Origin of the sequence: Agromyces mediolanus (assembly GCF_044917495.1) — a bacterium.
GTDB lineage: Bacteria > Actinomycetota > Actinomycetes > Actinomycetales > Microbacteriaceae > Agromyces > Agromyces mediolanus_B.
In genome coordinates, this window is record NZ_JAVSSI010000003.1 from 243,696 (window position 1) to 261,672 (window position 17,977).

General features: G+C 69.2%; 15 protein-coding genes. 7 read left to right on the forward strand and 8 right to left on the reverse strand.

Annotated elements, in window-relative coordinates; translation table 11 throughout:
• Positions 1-27 precede the first annotated feature (27 nt).
• Complete coding sequence (locus ROT00_RS06470; RefSeq protein WP_404773286.1) at positions 28-2,499, reverse strand: DNA gyrase/topoisomerase IV subunit A; 2,472 nt, start codon at positions 2,497-2,499, stop codon at positions 28-30.
• A gap of 81 nt (positions 2,500-2,580) precedes the next feature.
• Here ROT00_RS06470 and ROT00_RS06475 point away from each other — a divergent pair, with 81 nt between their 5' ends.
• Positions 2,581-3,720: an alkaline phosphatase family protein gene (locus ROT00_RS06475; protein WP_404773506.1), complete on the forward strand. Its 1,140-nt coding sequence runs from the start codon at positions 2,581-2,583 to the stop codon at positions 3,718-3,720.
• Positions 3,721-3,819: 99 nt separating this feature from the next.
• Here ROT00_RS06475 and ROT00_RS06480 read toward each other — a convergent pair whose 3' ends face one another.
• A complete protein-coding gene (locus tag ROT00_RS06480; RefSeq protein ID WP_404773288.1) occupies positions 3,820-4,401 on the reverse strand; it encodes a DUF3043 domain-containing protein in 582 nt (193 codons plus the stop codon).
• Positions 4,402-4,439: 38 nt separating this feature from the next.
• Here ROT00_RS06480 and ROT00_RS06485 point away from each other — a divergent pair, with 38 nt between their 5' ends.
• From ROT00_RS06485 to ROT00_RS06505, 5 genes are all read left to right on the forward strand, one after another.
• Positions 4,440-5,858: a dipeptidase gene (locus tag ROT00_RS06485; protein WP_404773290.1), complete on the forward strand. Its 1,419-nt coding sequence runs from the start codon at positions 4,440-4,442 to the stop codon at positions 5,856-5,858.
• Between the two features lie 119 nt (positions 5,859-5,977).
• Positions 5,978-6,328 (forward strand): HesB/IscA family protein, encoded by a 351-nt coding sequence (locus ROT00_RS06490; RefSeq protein WP_404773292.1) that lies wholly within the window; start codon positions 5,978-5,980, stop codon positions 6,326-6,328.
• 201 nt (positions 6,329-6,529) lie between these two features.
• A complete protein-coding gene (ctaC, locus tag ROT00_RS06495) occupies positions 6,530-7,432 on the forward strand; it encodes an aa3-type cytochrome oxidase subunit II (RefSeq protein WP_404773293.1) in 903 nt (300 codons plus the stop codon).
• A complete protein-coding gene (ctaD, locus tag ROT00_RS06500) occupies positions 7,429-9,165 on the forward strand; it encodes an aa3-type cytochrome oxidase subunit I (RefSeq protein ID WP_404773294.1) in 1,737 nt (578 codons plus the stop codon). The genes ctaC and ctaD overlap by 4 nt, the downstream gene beginning before the upstream one ends.
• Positions 9,165-9,593 (forward strand): cytochrome c oxidase subunit 4, encoded by a 429-nt coding sequence (locus tag ROT00_RS06505; protein ID WP_404773296.1) that lies wholly within the window; start codon positions 9,165-9,167, stop codon positions 9,591-9,593. The genes ctaD and ROT00_RS06505 overlap by 1 nt, the downstream gene beginning before the upstream one ends.
• A 382-nt stretch (positions 9,594-9,975) precedes the next feature.
• Here the strand turns inward: ROT00_RS06505 and ROT00_RS06510 are convergent, their stop codons facing one another.
• From ROT00_RS06510 to ctaE, 5 genes are all read right to left on the reverse strand, one after another.
• Positions 9,976-10,713 carry a methyltransferase domain-containing protein gene (locus ROT00_RS06510; RefSeq protein ID WP_404773298.1) on the reverse strand — a complete coding sequence of 246 codons (738 nt, stop codon included), beginning with the start codon at positions 10,711-10,713 and terminating at the stop codon, positions 9,976-9,978.
• A 211-nt stretch (positions 10,714-10,924) separates the two neighbouring features.
• Positions 10,925-12,529, reverse strand: a complete 1,605-nt coding sequence (gene qcrB / locus ROT00_RS06515; protein WP_404773300.1) for a cytochrome bc1 complex cytochrome b subunit — start codon at positions 12,527-12,529, stop codon at positions 10,925-10,927.
• Entirely contained in the window at positions 12,526-13,596 is a 1,071-nt protein-coding gene (gene qcrA / locus ROT00_RS06520) for a cytochrome bc1 complex Rieske iron-sulfur subunit (RefSeq protein WP_404773301.1), read from the reverse strand. Before qcrA ends, qcrB begins: the two co-directional genes overlap by 4 nt.
• 38 nt (positions 13,597-13,634) lie before the next feature.
• On the reverse strand, positions 13,635-14,426 hold the full coding sequence (gene qcrC / locus ROT00_RS06525; RefSeq protein WP_230768765.1) for a cytochrome bc1 complex diheme cytochrome c subunit: 792 nt from the start codon (positions 14,424-14,426) through the stop codon (positions 13,635-13,637).
• A 47-nt stretch (positions 14,427-14,473) separates the two neighbouring features.
• Positions 14,474-15,076 carry an aa3-type cytochrome oxidase subunit III gene (ctaE, locus tag ROT00_RS06530; protein ID WP_243570844.1) on the reverse strand — a complete coding sequence of 201 codons (603 nt, stop codon included), beginning with the start codon at positions 15,074-15,076 and terminating at the stop codon, positions 14,474-14,476.
• 173 nt (positions 15,077-15,249) lie between these two features.
• Here ctaE and trpD point away from each other — a divergent pair, with 173 nt between their 5' ends.
• The gene (gene trpD, locus ROT00_RS06535) at positions 15,250-16,302 is read left to right on the forward strand and encodes an anthranilate phosphoribosyltransferase (protein WP_404773303.1); all 1,053 of its coding nucleotides are present in this window, start codon (positions 15,250-15,252) and stop codon (positions 16,300-16,302) included.
• A 76-nt stretch (positions 16,303-16,378) separates the two neighbouring features.
• Here trpD and glpK read toward each other — a convergent pair whose 3' ends face one another.
• Positions 16,379-17,893, reverse strand: coding sequence for a glycerol kinase GlpK (glpK, locus tag ROT00_RS06540; RefSeq protein ID WP_404773305.1), 1,515 nt, complete (start codon positions 17,891-17,893; stop codon positions 16,379-16,381).
• Between the last annotated feature and the right edge of the window lie 84 nt (positions 17,894-17,977).

Here is a 17,977-nt window from a genome sequence, read left to right on the forward strand (position 1 = left end):
CGGATACCGCGCCGAGCGCGGAAGGCGTCAGCCGATGCGCCGACCGACGGTGCTGACCACCGCGTCGAGCTGGACGCCCGAGGCATCGCGCTTGGCGCCGGGCTCCGGGAGCGCCCGAACCGAGCCGTCCGCGCCGAGACCGTACGCCGGCTCCGGACCCGCCCAGGCGACGGTGAGCGCATCCTGGCCCTTCAGGAAGCGCTGCGCGCGCACACCGCCGGTCGCCCGGCCCTTGCCGGGGAACTCCTCGAACGACGAGACCTTCGCCGCCCCGGGGTCTGCGCCGAGCAGCGTGTCGCTCGTCGCCGCGATGGTGACGACCACGGCCGTCTCGACCTCGGCGGGGGAGAGCGCCGTGAAGGAGAGCACCCGAGCGCCCGCGGCGAGCTTCATGCCCGCCATGCCGCCGGCCGGGCAGCCCTGCGGGCGGACCGAGGACGCCGAGAAGTGCAGCAGTTGCGCGTCGCTCGCGATGAACACCAGCTCGTCGTCGTCCCCGCCCTGGACCGCGCCGACGACCTCGTCGCCCGGCTTCAGCGAGATCACCTCGAAGTCGGGCCGGTTCGGGTACCCGCCCGGCGCGACGCGCTTGACGACGCCCTGCTTGGTGCCGAGTGCGATCGGCTGCTCGCTCGTGAGCGAGACGATCGCGAGGACGCGTTCGCTGCGGTCGGCGAGCCCGAGGTAGTCGGCGATGCGCACGCCGGCGCCGAGCTGCACGGAGTTCGCGGGCAGCGTCGGCAGGTCGAGGGGGGAGAACCGGATGAGCCGCCCGGTCGAGGTGATGGCGCCGATCTCGGTGCGGCTCGTCGTGTCGAGCGTCGAGGCGACCGCGTCGTGCTTGCTGCGCCGAGCCGGGACGGTGATGACGAGCGCGTCTTCCCCCTCGGGCCGGTCGACGCGGGCGATACGACCGGTCACGCTGAGGAACACCCGGCAGGGCACGTCGGCGTGCTCGAGCGAGGCGGCGACGGCCTTGCGCGAGGCGCCGGCGGGGAGCGTCTTCGCCTCGGTGAGCAGGGTGCGGCGCGGCGTGCCGTAGAGCTCGGCGACCTGCTCGAGCTCGTCGGAGACGAGAGCGCGGATGCGCGCCTCGCTGCCGAGGAGCTCCTCGAGCTCGGCGATCTCGGCCTGCAGCTTGTCGCGCTCGGCCTCGAGCTCGATGCGGGAGAACTTGGTGAGGCGGCGCAGACGCAGCTCGAGGATGTACTCGGCCTGCAGCTGGCTGAGGTCGAAGACGTCCTGGAGGCGGTGCCGCGCCTGATCGGTGTCGTCGCTCGTGCGGATGACCTGGATGACCTCGTCGATGTCGAGGATCGCGATGAGGAGGCCCTCGACGAGGTGCAGCCGCTCGCGGCGGCGGGCGAGCCGGAACTCGCTGCGGCGGGTGACGACCCGGACGCGGTGGCCGACGTAGACGAGCAGCAGCTCGCGGAGGCCGAGCGTCTGCGGCTGGCCGTCGACGAGGGCGACGTTGTTGATGTTGAAGGAGTCCTCGAGGGGGGTCAGCCGGTAGAGCTGCTCGAGCACCGCCTGCGGGTTGAAGCCCGTCTTGATGCCGATGACGAGTCGGAGTCCGCGCTTGCGGTCGGTCAGATCGGTGACGTCGGAGATGCCGGTGATCTTCTTGGCGTTGACCCCGTCCTTGATCTTCTCGATGACCTTCTCGGGGCCGACGAGGTAGGGCAGCTCGGTGACGACGAGCCCGGCCTTGCGGGCGGTCAGCTGCTCGACGCTGACCCGGGCCCGGGTCTTGAACGAGCCGCGGCCGGTGGCGTACGCGTCGCGGATGCCCGCGAGCCCCACGATCGTGCCGCCCGAGGGGAAATCGGGGCCGGGCACGAACTCCATGAGCTCGTCGAGTCCCGCATCGGGGTACTCGAGGAGGTGCCTCGCCGCGTGCACGACCTCGACGAGGTTGTGCGGGGCCATGTTCGTCGCCATGCCCACGGCGATGCCGCTGGCACCGTTCACGAGCAGGTTCGGGATGGCCGCCGGGAGCACTTCGGGCTGCTGGTGGCTGTTGTCGTAGTTCGGGACGAAGTCGACGACGTCCTCGTCGAGACTCTCGGTCATCGACATCGCCGGGGGAGCGAGGCGCGCCTCGGTGTATCGCGCGGCGGCCGGTCCGTCGTCGAGGGAGCCGAAGTTGCCGTGCCCGTCGACGAGTGGAACCCGGAGCGTGAACGGCTGCGCGAGACGGACGAGGGCGTCGTAGATGGCCGAGTCGCCGTGCGGGTGGAGCTTGCCCATGACCTCGCCGACGACGCGGGCCGACTTCACGTGGCCCCGGTCGGGCCGGAGGCCCATGTCGCTCATCATGTAGAGGATGCGCCGCTGCACCGGCTTCATACCGTCGCGCGCATCGGGCAGGGCGCGGGAGTAGATGACCGAGTACGCGTACTCGAGGAAGGACCCCTGCATCTCGGCGGCGACGTCGACGTCTTCGATGCGCTCGGCGATGGGCGACTGCTCGGGGTCGTGGGGTGCTCGGGTCATCCGTCAATCTCGGTCGAGGCGCTCGCGCGCGAGGCAACAGGGGCGCGCCCGGCCTGTGTCAGACTGGGCGCGATGCCTGCAATGCTACCGGTGACGGACGACACGGCCCCGCGGCTTGCCGGGGTGCTCGCGAGTTCGCTCGCGGCCGTCACCGGGGGAGGCGGCGCCTTCGGTCTTCCCGGAGTCAGATCGGCGATCGTGCTGCTGGTCGACGGACTCGGCGCGGCGAACCTCCAGGCACGGGCGGGCCACGCCCGCTTCCTCGCCGGGCGGATGGCGAAGCGGGACGTGATCCGCACCGTGTTCCCGTCGACCACGGCCGCCGCGATCGCCTCCTTCGCCACCGGGGTCATGCCGGGCGAGCACGGGCTCGTCGGATATCGCGTGCTCGAGCCGGAGCGGGACGTGCTCGCGAACCAGTTGAACGGCTGGGAGCAGGGACTCCTCCCCGACGGCTGGCAGCGGAGCGGCACGCTCTTCGAACGGGCCGCGGCGCTCGGCGTCCGGGCGGTCGCCGTCGGCGCGCCCCGCTACGCGGACAGCGGCTACACCCGGGCGGTGCTTCGGGGCGCCGAGTACCGGTCCGGGGCGAGCCTCGCCGATCGCTTCGCCGCGGCGCTCGAGGCGGTCGCCCGACCCGAGCCGACCCTCGTCTACCTCTACGTCCCCGAGCTCGACCAGCTCGCCCACGCGCACGGCTGGGAGTCCGACCGCTGGCTCGCGGCCCTCGAGGAGCTCGACGGCGAGGCATCCGCGCTCGCGACGCGCCTGCCCCGCGACGTCGGCATGCTCGTCACCGCCGACCACGGCGTCGTCGATGTCCCCGAGCACCGGCACGTGCACATCGACGCGCGGCCGGCGCTCCTCGACGGCATCCGCCACATCGGGGGCGAGCCGCGCTGCCTGTCCCTCTGGTTCGACCCGACGTTCCCCGCAGCCGAACGCGATCGGCTGGTCGCCCGCTGGCAGGAGGCCGAGTCGAAGCGCGCCTGGGTGCTGACCCGCGAGGAGGCGATCGCCGCCGGGCTCTACGGACCCGTCGTCGACGACGAGGTGCGGCCCCGGATCGGCGACGTCCTCGTCGCGGCGCGCGCCGGCGTCGCCTACTACGACGCGCGGGAGGCGAATCGGGCGCCCGAGCGGATGGTCGGGCAGCACGGCTCCATGACCGACGAGGAGACGCGCGTCCCGCTCATCCGGCTCGGCGCATTCGCCCGCTGAGCTGGTCGCTGCTCGGGACTGGGCCGATGCCTCCGTGTCCGCGCCGTGGAACGACGAAGGGCCCCGTCGCTCGGACGGGGCCCTTCGTCGTGACCGGGGTCAGGCGGGGTACTTCCCGCGCTTCACCTGGGGCTTCGGCAGCCGCAGCGGACGCAGTTGCAGCGCGCGCATGGCCGCGTACCAGCGCACGCGCTCGGCCTTGTCGCCGTACTTCGCGCGGAGCTTCTTCGTCAGCACGTAGCCGAGGATGACGCAGTCGACCACGGCGATCGCGAAGAACGCCCAGAGCACGAGGATGCTGATGGCCTGCACCTCGGCGCTCGGCACGAAGGTGAGGATGATGACGAGGAACATGACCGGGATCAGGATCTCGCCGACGCTGAAGCGCGCATCGACGTAGTCGCGCACGAACTTCTTCTGCGGACCGCGGTCGCGGGCCGGGAGGTACTTGTCGTCGCCCATCGCCATGCCGACCCGGGCGCGCTCGCGCGCCTCTGCGGCCTTGGCGCGCGCCTGCTTGGCCGCCTCCTTGCGGTCGGATGGCACGAGCGGCCGCTTGCGCGCGGCCTCCTGCTGGGCTCGGGTCGGGGTGGGGGCGCCCTTGCCGCCGCTCTTCAGACGCTCCTGCGTCTCGTCGAGCGTCTCGGTCGACGCCTGCTCGGTCTTCTGCTGCTTGGCCACTGGATTCCTCGAATCGGTTCACCTTTAAGATTACCGGCATGACCGACCCCACGAACCACGTATCCGCCGAGCCCACGACGCCGAACGCGGACGCGATCCGATCCGCCGTCGATTCGGCCTTCCCCGGCGTCGTCGCCGAGCTCGGCCGGCTCGTCCGGATCCCCTCCGTCTCCTGGCCCGCGTTCGACCCCGCCCACGTCGCGGAGAGCGCCGAGGCCGTGGCGGAACTGCTCCGCGGCACCGGCGTGTTCGAGCTCGTCGAGATCCGCCGCGCGCCGGTCGAGGACGGCTCCGAGCTCGGCCAGCCCGCGATCGTCGCGCGCCGCGCCGCGCGGAACGGGCGCCCCACCGTGCTCCTCTACGCGCACCACGACGTGCAGCCGCCCGGCAAGGACGAGGACTGGGACACGCCGCCGTTCGAGCCCACCCAGCGCGGCGACCGCCTGCACGGCCGCGGCGCGGCCGACGACAAGGCGGGCGTGATGGCCCACATCGGTGCGATCCGCGCGTTCGCGGAGGCATCCGGCGACTTCGATCTCGGCCTCTCGGTGTTCATCGAGGGGGAGGAGGAGTGGGCCTCCCGCTCCTTCGGCAACTTCCTCCGCGAGAACCGCGAGCTGCTCGAGGCGGACGCGATCATCGTCGCCGACTCGGGCAACTGGGACATCGACACGCCCGCGATCACGGTCGCGCTGCGCGGTGCCGTCGCCTTCAACCTGCGGGTCGAGACGCTCGCGCACGCCTCGCACTCCGGCATGTTCGGCGGGGCGGTGCCCGACGCGATGCTCGCCGCCATCCGGATGCTCGGCACCATGTGGGACGACGACGGCTCCGTCGCCGTCGAGGGCCTCGCGCACGCCGAGCTCGACATCCCGGCGTACGACGAGGCGCAGCTGCGCGCAGAGGCCGGACTGCTCGACGGGGTCAGCCCGATCGGCCGCGGCTCGATCCTCGACCGCATCTGGGCCCAGCCGGCCATCACCGTCACCGGCATCGATGCACCGGACGTCGCGAACGCCTCCAACACGCTGATCCCGTCGCTGCGCGTCCGCGTGAGCGCCCGGATCGCCCCGGGACAGGATGCCGGGGCCGCCTTCGAGGCGCTCCGCGCCCACCTCGAGCAGCACGCGCCCTTCGGCGCGAAGCTCAGCTTCGAGGACGTCGACCGCGGTCAGGCCTTCCTCGTCGACACGAGCGGCTGGGCGGTCGCCGAGACCCGCGCGGCCATGGCCGAGGCCTGGGGGAGAGCGCCGGTCGACACGGGCGTCGGCGGCTCGATCCCGTTCATCGCCGAGCTCGTGGAGGAGTTCCCGGACGCGCAGATCCTCGTGACCGGCGTGGAGGACCCGGACTCGCGGGCCCACAGCCCGAACGAGTCGCTCCATCTCGGCGTGTTCAAGCGGGCGCTGCTGAGCGAGGCCCTCCTGTTCGGCCGGCTGAACGCCCGCGGCGCCTGACGGATGCCCGGCTCGCGCCGCCGCGCGCGTCGCGAGCCGGGAATATCCTGCATTCAGCCGACGCTCTACGGAGTGGACGTACAATCGTCGTCAGAACGGCGAGATCACTGAGGAGTGAGATGAGCGAGACCATCACCGAGACCACGCACGGCGTCAAGCTGAGCGAGCCCGCGTCCGACAAGGTGCGCAGCCTCCTCACGCAGGAGGGCCGCGACGACCTCCGCCTGCGCGTGGCCGTGCAGCCCGGCGGATGCTCGGGCCTCATCTACCAGCTGTACTTCGACGAGCGCATGCTCGACGGCGACGCGGTCGTCGACTTCGACGGCGTCGAGGTCATCGTCGACAAGATGAGCGTGCCGTACCTCGACGGTTCGACGATCGACTTCGAGGACACGATCCAGAAGCAGGGCTTCACGATCGACAACCCGAACGCGCAGGGAAGCTGCGCCTGCGGGGACTCGTTCCACTGATCCGACCGGAGAACTCGCTCCGAGGGAGGCCGCATCGCGGCCTCCCTCGCGTGTTTTTCCGCAGATCCGTCCCGAAATCCACCGGATTCCGATCGCGACATCCGCTCCGGGTGCACACCCAGGGCGCGGAGTCGGAGTAGGCTAGACACCGATCACCGCGCTTCCCTGTGAAGCGCCTTCGAGTCTCCCGAAAGGTCTCCGGTGCGCAACAATCGCCGACTCCGATGGGCTGCAGTTCCGATCGCAGCGTCGCTCAGCCTCGTTCTCGCCGGGTGCACCCAGGCGCAGCTGAACGGTTTCCTCCCCGGATTCATCGAGGGCGAGGCGCCCGCGACCAACCACACGGAGCGCGTCTCCGGCCTCTGGGTCACGTCCTGGATCGTGCTGCTCATCGTGGGTGTCATCACCTGGGGCCTCACCATCTGGGCCGTCATCGCCTACCGCCGGCGCAAGGGCCAGACCGGTCTGCCCGTGCAGCTGCGGTACAACATGCCGATCGAGGTCTTCTACACGATCGTGCCGCTCATCCTCGTGCTGGGCTTCTTCGCCTTCACCGCGCGCGACCAGGCCGAGATCGAGAAGCGCTTCACGGCTGACGAGGTCGACGTCAAGGTCGAGGTCATCGCCAAGCAGTGGGCCTGGGACTTCAACTACGTCAACGAGGACGTCTACTCGCCCGGCATCCAGGCCCAGCTCGACCCGAACGGGCCCGCCGGCTCGGTCGACCAGGCCGCGCTGCCCACGCTCTACCTGCCGGTCGGCGCGAACGTCGAGCTCGAGCTCGAGTCGCGCGACGTCATCCACTCGTTCTGGGTCGTCGACTTCCTCTACAAGAAGGACATGTACCCGGGCAAGACGAACTACATGTCGTTCGTCCCCGAGCGCGAGGGCACCTACGCCGGCAAGTGCGCCGAGCTCTGCGGCGAGTACCACTCGCTCATGCTCTTCAACGTCGAGGTCGTCTCGCAGGCCGAGTACGACGACTACATCCAGTCGCTCCGCGACGCGGGCCAGGAGGGCCAGCTGTCGAACGAGTACGACCGGAACCAGAACCTGCCCGGCACGGGCGCGCCCGAACTGAAAGAGGAGCACGAAGCCGAATGAGCACCACGACCGCACCGGCTCGACCGCAGTCGTCGAGCCTGCCGTTCGGCGCTTCGAAGGTCGAGCGCAAGGGCAACGTCCTGGTCAAGTGGATCACCTCCACCGACCACAAGGTCATCGGGTACATGTACCTGATCACCTCGTTCATCTACTTCTGCATCGGCGGCGTGATGGCCCTCATCATCCGCGCGCAGCTGTTCGAGCCGGGCCTGGAGATCATCCAGACCCGCGAGCAGTACAACCAGCTCTTCACGATGCACGGCACGATCATGCTGCTGATGTTCGCGACGCCGCTCTTCGCGGGCTTCGCGAACGTGCTCATGCCGCTCCAGATCGGCGCCCCCGACGTGGCCTTCCCGCGTCTGAACGCCTTCGCCTACTGGCTGTTCAACTTCGGCTCGCTCATGGCGGTCGCCGGCTTCTTCACCCCGCAGGGCGCGGCGTCGTTCGGCTGGTTCGCCTATCAGCCGCTCGCGTCGACGACGTTCTCACCGGGTGTCGGCGGCAACCTCTGGATGCTCGGCCTCGGCCTCTCCGGCTTCGGCACCATCCTCGGTGCGGTCAACTTCATCACGACCATCGTGACGATGCGCGCCCCCGGCATGACCATGTTCCGCATGCCGATCTTCACCTGGAACACGCTCGTCACCTCGATCCTCATCCTGATGGCGTTCCCGGTGCTGGCCGCCGCGATCCTCGCCGCCGGTGCGGACCGCGTGTTCGGCGCCCACATCTACGATCCCGCCAACGGCGGCGTCATCCTGTGGCAGCACCTGTTCTGGTTCTTCGGCCACCCAGAGGTGTACATCATCGCGCTGCCGTTCTTCGGCATCGTGTCCGAGATCTTCCCGGTGTTCAGCCGAAAGCCGATCTTCGGGTACAAGACCCTGATCTACGCGACGATCGCCATCGCGGCGCTCTCCGTGACGGTCTGGGCGCACCACATGTACGTCACCGGCTCCGTGCTGCTGCCGTTCTTCGCGCTCATGACGATGCTGATCGCGGTGCCGACCGGCGTGAAGATCTTCAACTGGGTCGGCACGATGTGGCGCGGCTCGATCACCTTCGAGACGCCGCTCATCTGGTCGCTCGGCTTCCTGATCACCTTCGTGTTCGGTGGCCTCACCGGTGTCATCCTGGCCTCGCCGCCGCTCGACTTCCACGTGTCCGACACATACTTCGTCGTGGCGCACTTCCACTACGTCGTGTTCGGCACGGTCGTGTTCGCGATGTTCGCGGGCTTCTACTTCTGGTGGCCCAAGTGGACCGGCAAGATGCTGAACGAGACGCTCGGCAAGTGGCACTTCTGGCTGCTGTTCATCGGCTTCCACACGACGTTCCTCGTGCAGCACTGGCTCGGCGTCGTCGCGATGCCCCGTCGGTACTACTCGTACCTGCCGGAGGACAACATCACCTGGATGAACCAGCTGTCGACGATCGGTGCCGGCATCCTGGCCATCTCGCTGATCCCGTTCTTCCTGAACGTCTACATCACGGCTCGGAAGGCGCCGAAGGTCACGGTCAACGACCCGTGGGGCTACGGCGGTTCGCTCGAGTGGGCCACCAGCTGCCCGCCGCCGCGGCACAACTTCACGTCGATCCCGCGCATCCGCTCGGAGCGCCCGGCGTTCGACCTCAACCACCCGGAGGCGGGAGTGCCCGTCGGCATCGGACCCGCCAAGGATGCCCCTGAGGCTCCGGTGTACGACGCCGCCACGGAGGAGATCAAGTAATGCGCGCCAATGTCGTCCTCTTCTGGATCCTCGCGGTCTTCCTCGCAGCCATCGCCGCCGTCTACGGCGTGTGGACCGCAGCGAGCGGCATCGAGGTGAACGGCGGCCCCGAGTGGGCCGGCACGATCGCGATCTCGCTCGCGGCGATCCTGTCCGCCTTCATCGCGTTCTACCTCGGACGCGTGCACAAGGCGCAGGGCGCCGAGCTCCCCGAGGACCGTCTCGACGCCAACATCGACGACGGCGACCCGGAGCTGGGTTTCTTCAGCCCGTGGAGCTGGTGGCCGATCGTGCTCGCCGGTGCGGCGGCGCTCGGCTTCCTCGGCCTCGCGGTCGGCTTCTGGATCTCGTTCATCGCGGTCCCGCTGGTGCTGATCTCGCTCGTCGGCTGGGTCTACGAGTACTACCGCGGCAACTTCGCCCGCTGACGCATCGCGTTTCGAACGGCCCGGCATCCACGAGGATGCCGGGCCGTTTCGCGTGTGTCAGCCGTAGGACGTCGAATGCCGGCCGCCGGTGCGAGGGGGCGTGCCGGGGTGCGGCACCGGCGCGCGGGGGAGTGCTGCGTCGGCGCGCTGGCGTGTGCTGCGCCGGCGCGTGGTGGAAGTGCGGCGCCGGCTCGTGGTGGGCGTGGAGAATCGGCGAGCGATGGGGAGTGGTGCACCGGGGTCGCGGACCGCTGGCGTCAGCGCCACTTCCGGCTCGTTGCTCCACCACACGTGGCGCGACGCCGCGGGAGTGGCGCGCTGGCGCGGGGAGCGGCCCGGCGCCGCGGGAGTGGCGCACTGGCGCGGGAAATGGCGGCTCGTTCTACGCCGTGGCTTCGAGCGCGAGCACGTCCACGGACAGTGAGATGGCCTCTGGCAGCGCCAGGGCGCCCGCTGCAGGCTCCTGGGTCCGATGATGGGCTGACGGGCCCATGGCGATGATCGCAGCCGCGAGCGCGTCGTCAGCAGCGGCATCCTGCTCGAGCGGGAACTGCGCGCCCACGTGCTGCGCCGACCGGAGCCGGAAGGCCGGGGCGAGCTCGTCGACGAGGCTGTCCGCCTTCCCCTCGGGGATCTGCAGCACTCGCCCCTCGGCGCGAAGCTCCTGGAGATGCTCCGGACGGGGGACCACGACGAGCAGCAGGCCGCCGGGACGCAGCACACGCCGGAACTCCGTCGCATTGCGCGGTGCGAAGACATCGAGCACGACGTCGATCGAGGCATCGCGGATCGGCAGCGGCTGCCAGGTGTCTGCGACGAGTCCGTCGACGGAGGCCGGACGACGGCGGACGGTGCGCAGCACCGCAGCCGGGGAGAGGTCCATCGCGAGCACCCTGGGCGCCTCGCCCGTCTCGCTGACCACGGCGGCCGTGCCGCCGACGGCGGGTCGCGCGGCACCGAACGCGTCGAGGGCGGTCTCGGTGTAGTGCCCGGTGCCGCATCCTGCGTCGAGGATGCGCGGTGCCGCATCAGGGGAGTGCTCGCGCAGCATCTCGGCGAGTGCGCGCTTCAGCGGATCGAAGAAGCCCGCATCGTGCACGAGGGCACGGGCGTCGAGCATCGCGGCGTCGTCGCCCCGGAGTCCGGCGGAAGCGGCACCGAGTGCGGTCAGGTACCCGCGCTTGTTCGCATCGAAGCTGTGCCCCGCGGGGCAGCGCAACTGCAGTGGTGGGACCGCCTCGAGCGGAAATGCGAAACAGCTCGGGCACCGCAGCCACTCAGACAGGGTCTGAATGGTCATGCGGTGCCCGAGCTGATGCTGAGCGGTCGGCTCAGTGGTGCTCGCCGTGACCGGCCTCGAGCTCGCCCTTCGTGACCGGAGCGATCCGGTCCTCGAAGAACCAGCGCGACATGCCGGCGCGGAGGCGCTGACCGAAGGTGATCTTGCCGCGGGAGTTCGGACGGAGCATCAGCGGCTCGTAGGTCTCGAAGCTCACCAGACGCCACCGCTCGTACTCGTCGAGCGGCTCGTGCACCTCGATGAACTCACCACCGGGCAGCTTCACGATGCGGCCCGACTCGAAGCCGTGGAGGACGATCTCGCGGTCCTTCTTCTGCAGGGCGATGCAGACGCGCTTCGTGATGAAGTACGCGACGAACGGCCCGAGGATGACCACGGCCTGCAGCGCGTGGATCACGCCCTCCATGGTCAGCGAGAAGTGGGTGGCCAGGAGGTCGGAGCTCGCCGCGGCCCAGAGGCCCGCGTAGAAGGTGACGCCGGCGGCGCCGATCGCGGTGCGCGTCGGAGCGTTGCGGGGACGGTCGGCGATGTGGTGCTCGCGCTTGTCGCCCTTCACCCAGGCCTCGATGAACGGGTACATCAGGGCGAGGACGATGAAGACGCCGATCGCGATGATGGGGACCAGGATGTTGAACGACCAGGTGCGGTCGAGCCAGACGAACTCCCAGCCCGGCGGGATGAGTCGCAGCGCACCGTCGGCGAAGCCGATGTACCAGTCGGGCTGCGTACCCGCGGAGACGGGCGACGGGTCGTACGGGCCGTAGTTCCAGATCGGGTTGATCGTGAACAGCGACGCGATCAGCGCGAGGACGCCGAAGACGATGAAGAAGAAGCCGCCGGCCTTGGCCGCGTACACCGGGAGGATGGGCGGGCCGACCGCGTTCTGCGGGGTCTTGCCGGGGCCGGCGTACTGCGTGTGCTTGTGCACGACCACGAAGACGAGGTGCAGCGCGACGAAGGCGACCACGAGCGCGGGCAGCAGCAGGATGTGCAGCGTGTACAGGCGTCCGACGATGTCGGTGCCGGGGAACTCGCCGCCGAACAGCAGGAACGACATCCAGGTGCCGACGAGCGGGAAGCCCTTGATCATGCCGTTGATGATCGCGAGGCCGTTGCCCGAGAGCAGGTCGTCGGGGAGCGAGTACCCGGTGAAGCCCTCGGCCATCGCGAGGATGAACAGCACGAAGCCGATCACCCAGTTGAGCTCGCGCGGCTTGCGGAACGCACCGGTGAAGAAGATGCGCAGCATGTGCAGCCCGATGGCGGCGACGAAGAGCAGCGCGCCCCAGTGGTGCATCTGGCGGACGAAGAGGCCACCGCGGATGTCGAAGGAGATGTCGAGCGTCGACGCCATCGCGACCGACATCTCGACGCCCTTCAGCGGCACGTACGAGCCGTTGTAGTGCACCTCGGCCATCGAGGCCTGGAAGAAGAACGTGAGGAACGTGCCCGAGATGAGCACGACCACGAAGGCGAAGAGCGCGACCTCACCGAGGAGGAACGACCAGTGGTCGGGGAAGGCCTTGCGGCCGAGCTCCTTGACGAAGCCCGCGATGCTCGTGCGTTCGTTGATGTAGACGGACGCCGCCGCGGTGAACGACCGCTTCTCCGGGGCGTTGGTGGTTGCGGTGCTCAATGACGCTCCCAGAAGCTCGGGCCGACAGGTTCGGTGAAGTCGCTCTGCGCGATGAGGTAGCCCTCGTCGTCGACGGCGATCGGCAGCTGCGGCAGCGGCCGCTTGGCCGGGCCGAAGATGACCTCGCAGTGGTTCGACACGTCGAACTGCGACTGGTGGCAGGGGCACAGCAGGTGGTGGGTGTGCTGCTCGTAGAGCGCCACCGGGCAGCCGACGTGCGTGCAGATCTTGGAGTACGCGACGATGCCGTCGTACGACCAGTTCTTGCGCTCGGGGAGCTCGTTCAGGTCCTTCGGGTCGAGGCGCATGAGCAGGACGGCGGCCTTGGCCTTCTCGTCGAGCTTGCCGTGCTCCAGGTCCTGGAGGCCCTCGGGGATGACGTGGAACGCGCTGCCCATGGTGACGTCGGACGCCTTGATCGGGGCGCCCGAGGGGTCGAGCGCGAGGCGCGTGCCCTTCTTCCACATCGTGTGGCTGAGCAGCTCGATCGGGTTCTGGTCCTGCGGGGCGAGCCCGCGGAAGAGCACGACGGCGGGGAGGGGGAAGACCAGCAGTGCGCCGATGAGGCTGTTGCGGATGACCGCGCGGCGGGAGAACCCGGACTCGCGATCGGCGTCCTGGAACACCTTCACCGCGGCGGCCTGCGTCTCGGGGGAGCCGCCGACCGGGTGACGCTCGTCGACGAGCTCGACGTCGTACATGAGCGACTTCGCCCAGTGCACGGCGCCGAAGCCGATGCCGAGGAGGGCGAGGGTCGCGCCGAGGCCGATGAACAGGTTGTTCAACCGGACGTCGCCGACGTTGTTCGACTCCATCGGGAACAGCATGTACGCGGCGATGGCCCAGACGCTGCCGACGATCGACAGGTAGAAGAGCGTGTACACCGTGCGCTGGGCCCGCTTCTCGCGCTTCGGGTCCTCGTCGGTGACGCGCGGGCGGTGGGCCGGGAAGCCCGGGTTCTCGAACGCGTCCTGAGCGATGAGCGCGGTGCCCGGCGAAGCGGCGGGCGCGGCGTGCGACGAGTCGGCAGCGGCGACGTCCGTGCCGCTGTGGTCGTCCTGAGCCATGGTTCTCCTTTGTAAAGCTTCTTCGATGCCGGGGTGCGTCAGTTGGACTTCGCGGTGATCCACACGGTGATCGCGACGAGCGATCCGAGACCGAAGATCCAGATGAACAGACCCTCGGCGACCGGGCCGATCGAGCCGAGCTCGAAGCCGCCGGGCGAGCGGTTGTCCTGCACGTACTTGAGGTACGTGATGATGTCGCGCTTGTCCTCCGGCGAGATGTTCATGTCGTTGAACACCGGCATGTTCTGCGGGCCCGTGACCATGGCCTCGTAGATGTGCACGCCCGAGACGTCCGTCAGCGGGGGAGCGAACTTGCCCTCGGTGAGCGCGCCACCGGCACCGGCCACGTTGTGGCACATGGCGCAGTTGATGCGGAAGAGCTCTGCACCGTTCGCGGCGTCGCCGCCGCCGTTGGTGAGGTGGTCGGCGGGGATGTCCGGGCCCGGGCCGAGCGAGGCGACGTAGTACGCGAGCTGCTTGACCTGCTCATCGGTGAACTGGACCGGCTTCTGCTGCGCCTGCGGGCCCTGCATCTGCATCGGCATGCGACCGGTGCCGACCTGGAAGTCGACTGCCGCGGCGCCGACGCCGATGAGGCTCGGGCCTTCCTTCGTGCCCTGCGCCTCGAGGCCGTGGCAGGTGGCGCAGTTGGCCTGGAAGAGCTTCTTGCCCTCGTCGATCGTCTGCTGCGAGTTCGCGCTGGACTCGGCCTGGGCCGTGCCGGTGCTGAACGCCGCGTAGGCGCCGCCGGTGAAGACCAGACCCAGGGCGAGAAGGGCGACGGTGGCGAGCGGATGCCGGCGGCCGGTGCGTCGCTTCTGGCGGTTCATAGGGCTCTTTCTGTTCTCGGACATGCTGCGTCGGCGTCTCGGGGTGGTCACTTGAGCACGTAGATGACGAGGAAGAGGCCGATCCAGACGACATCGACGAAGTGCCAGTAGTACGAGACGACGATGGCGCTCGTCGCCTCCTTGTGGCCGAAGTTCTTGACCGCGAAGACGCGGCCGATGACGAGCAGGAAGGCGATGAGACCGCCGGTCACGTGGAGGCCGTGGAAGCCGGTGGTGAGGTAGAACGCCGAGCCGTAGGCGTTCGAATCGATCGCGATGCCCTCGCTGACGAGCGTGGCGTACTCCCAGATCTGGCCGGCGACGAAGACCGCGCCCATGGCGTAGGTGAGGAAGAACCACTCGACCATGCCCCACTTGAGCGGGTTGTACCAGGCGCCGGTCATGTACGGCTGCATGCGCTCCGCGGCGAAGACGCCGAACTGGCACGTGAAGCTCGACAGCACGAGGATGATCGTGTTCGTCAGCGCGAACGGGAAGTTCAGGCGACCCGCCTCGAACGTCCAGAGCTCGGGCGACGTCGACCGCAGCGTGAAGTAGATAGCGAAGAGGCCAGCGAAGAACATGACCTCGCTGCCGAGCCAGACGATCGTCCCCACCGCCACGGTGTTGGGCCGATTGATCACGGGCATGCTCGCCTGAGGAGTGATAGAGGTGCTCGTCACCCCTCCATTATGGCTGAAACCAGCGCTGAGTTTTCGTCAGGAGGGCAAGCCGTGTCCGTCCATTGAAGTAAGGTCACCCTCAGTTGTGCTGCGGGATCACCGGGAATTCGCCGTGAATCCGCGACAGTAGGATCGAAGCCATGACGGATCAACGCACCTGGCCCGCGATCATCAGCTCCCTTCTCGAGGGCGAAGACCTCAGCGTGTCGGACGCCGCGTGGTGCATGGAGCAGGTCATGACCGGTCAGGCGGGGGAGGCCCAGCTCGCCGGATTCCTCGTCGCGCTCCGCGTGAAGGGGGAGACGGTCGACGAGATCGTCGGCTTCCGCGACGCGATCCTCGAGCACGCCCTGCCCCTGCCCGTCGACCCGATGGCGCTCGACATCGTCGGCACGGGCGGTGACCGATTCGGCACGGTGAACGTCTCGACGATGGCCTCGGTCATCGCGGCCGCTGCGGGCGTGCCGGTCATCAAGCACGGCAACCGGGCCGCGAGCAGCGCCTCCGGATCCTCCGACGTGCTCGCAGCGCTCGGCATCGATCTCTCGCTCCCCGCCGAGCGCGTGGCCGAGGTGCTCGGCGAAGCCGGCATCACCTTCGCGTTCGCGGGTGCCTTCCACCCGGGCTTCCGGCACGCCGGTCCGGTGCGCTCGCAGCTCGGCGTGCCGACGGTGTTCAACTTCCTCGGCCCGCTCTGCAATCCGGCCCGGCCCGAGGCATCCGCCGTCGGGGTCGCGCATCTCGACCGGGTGCCGCTCATCGTCGGCGTCTTCCAGACGCGCGGAGCGACCGCGCTCGTCTTCCGCGGCGACGACGGTCTCGACGAGCTCACCACCACCGGGCACTCCCACATCTGGGAGGTGTCCCGCGGAACCGTGAAGGAGCACGACCTCGACCCGCGCGACCTCGGTATCCCGAGGGCGGACATCAGCGCCCTCGTCGGCGGCGACGCGGCCCACAACGCCGAGATCGTGCACCGGGTGTTCGCGGGCGAGCGCGGCCCAATCCGCGACATCGTCGTGCTGAACGCGGCCGCGGGGCTCGTCTCGTTCGAGCTCGCGAAGGACCCGACGCAGGTGCAGCGCGCCATCATCGACCGCTTCCGCGACAAGATGGCCGTCGCCGAGGAGGCGATCGACTCCGGCGCCGCGGAGCGCCGGCTCGGCGAGTGGGTGGCTGCGACGCAGCGCTGAGCTCCCACTCCGGCGATCGGACGCGAGGATGCCCCGCACGCTCGTGCGGGGCATCCGTGCGTCGTGGACAGTCGATTCAGCGCACGTCGTCGTCGACCCAGTCGAGGGTCTTCGTCACGGCCTTCTTCCAGAGTCGGAGCTGGCGCTCGCGCTCGTCGGCTTCCATCTCGGGCTCCCAGCGGCGGTCCTCCTGCCAGTTGGCGCGGAGCTCGTCGAGGTTCGACCAGAAGCCGACCGCGAGGCCGGCCGCGTAGGCCGCGCCGAGTGCCGTGGTCTCCGCGACGACCGGCCGCACGACGGGCACGCCGAGGATGTCCGCCTGGAACTGCATGAGCGTGTTGTTCGCGATCATGCCGCCGTCGACCTTCAGCTCGCTGAGTTCGACCCCCGAGTCGGCGTTCACCGCGTCGAGCACCTCGCGGGTCTGGAAGGCGGTCGCCTCGAGCGCGGCGCGGGCGATGTGGCCCTTGTTCACGTAGCGGGTGAGGCCGACCAGGGCGCCGCGGGCATCCGGACGCCAGTAGGGCGCGAAGAGGCCGGAGAACGCGGGCACGAAGTAGGCGCCGCCGTTGTCCTCGACGCCCTTCGCGAGTTCCTCGACCTCCGGCGCGCTCGAGATGAGCCCGAGGTTGTCGCGCAGCCACTGGATGAGTGAGCCGGTGACCGCGATCGAGCCCTCGAGCGCGTAGTGGGGCGCGTCGTCGCCGAGCTTGTACCCGAGCGTCGTGAGCAGGCCGTTCTTCGAGTGCACGATCTCGGTGCCGGTGTTGAAGATGAGGAAGTTGCCCGTGCCGTAGGTGTTCTTCGACTCGCCCGGGTCGAAGGCCGCCTGGCCGAACGTCGCCGCCTGCTGGTCGCCCAGAATGCCGGCGACGGGCACCTCGCGCAGCAGGCTCGACGGTTCGACCGTTCCGTAGACCTCGGAGGAGCTCTTGATCTCGGGGAGCATCGAGCGCGGCACCCCGAAGGCCTCCAGGATGTCGTCGCGCCAGCTCAGCGTCTCGAGGTCCATGAAGAGCGTGCGGCTGGCGTTCGTCACGTCGGTCGCGTGCACACCGCCGTCGGCCCCGCCGGTGAGGTTCCACAGCACCCAGCAGTCCGTCGTGCCGAAGAGGAGGTCGCCGGCCTCCGCCTTCTCGCGCGCACCCTCGACGTTCTCGAGGATCCAGACGATCTTGGTGCCCGAGAAGTAGGTGGCGAGCGGCAGGCCGACATCCGCCTTGAAGCGCTCCACGCCGCCGTCCGCGGCGAGGCGGTCGACGATGTCCTGCGTGCGGGTGTCCTGCCACACGATCGCGTTGTAGATCGGCTGACCCGTGTTCTTGTCCCAGACGACCGCGGTCTCGCGCTGGTTGGTGATGCCGACCGCGGCGATGTCGTGCCGGGTGAGATCCGCCTTGCCGAGTGCCTGGCCGATGACCTCGCGGGTGTTGTTCCAGATCTCCAACGGATCGTGCTCGACCCAACCCGCTTTCGGGAAGATCTGCTCGTGCTCGAGCTGGCCCGTCGAGACGATCGAGCCCGCCTTGTCGAAGATGATCGCGCGGGTACTCGTTGTGCCCTGATCGATCGACAGGATGTAGTCGGCCATGGAACTGGCTCCTCTCGCGGCCGCTTCCGGCGGTCGCCGTCGTGGTGGTGCTGAGATTCAGGCGGTCGGAACGACTCGGGGCCG

Coding starts and splice junctions, on each gene's coding strand:
- ROT00_RS06470 (WP_404773286.1), bottom strand. CDS start 2,499: ATGACCCGAGCACCCCACGACCCCGAGCAGTCGCCCATCGCCGAGCGC.
- ROT00_RS06475 (WP_404773506.1), top strand. CDS start 2,581: ATGCTACCGGTGACGGACGACACGGCCCCGCGGCTTGCCGGGGTGCTC.
- ROT00_RS06485 (WP_404773290.1), top strand. CDS start 4,440: ATGACCGACCCCACGAACCACGTATCCGCCGAGCCCACGACGCCGAAC.
- ROT00_RS06490 (WP_404773292.1), top strand. CDS start 5,978: ATGAGCGAGACCATCACCGAGACCACGCACGGCGTCAAGCTGAGCGAG.
- ctaD (WP_404773294.1), top strand. CDS start 7,429: ATGAGCACCACGACCGCACCGGCTCGACCGCAGTCGTCGAGCCTGCCG.
- ROT00_RS06505 (WP_404773296.1), top strand. CDS start 9,165: ATGCGCGCCAATGTCGTCCTCTTCTGGATCCTCGCGGTCTTCCTCGCA.
- ROT00_RS06510 (WP_404773298.1), bottom strand. CDS start 10,713: ATGCTCGACGCCCGTGCCCTCGTGCACGATGCGGGCTTCTTCGATCCG.
- qcrA (WP_404773301.1), bottom strand. CDS start 13,596: ATGGCTCAGGACGACCACAGCGGCACGGACGTCGCCGCTGCCGACTCG.
- qcrC (WP_230768765.1), bottom strand. CDS start 14,426: ATGAACCGCCAGAAGCGACGCACCGGCCGCCGGCATCCGCTCGCCACC.
- ctaE (WP_243570844.1), bottom strand. CDS start 15,076: ATGCCCGTGATCAATCGGCCCAACACCGTGGCGGTGGGGACGATCGTC.
- trpD (WP_404773303.1), top strand. CDS start 15,250: ATGACGGATCAACGCACCTGGCCCGCGATCATCAGCTCCCTTCTCGAG.
- glpK (WP_404773305.1), bottom strand. CDS start 17,893: ATGGCCGACTACATCCTGTCGATCGATCAGGGCACAACGAGTACCCGC.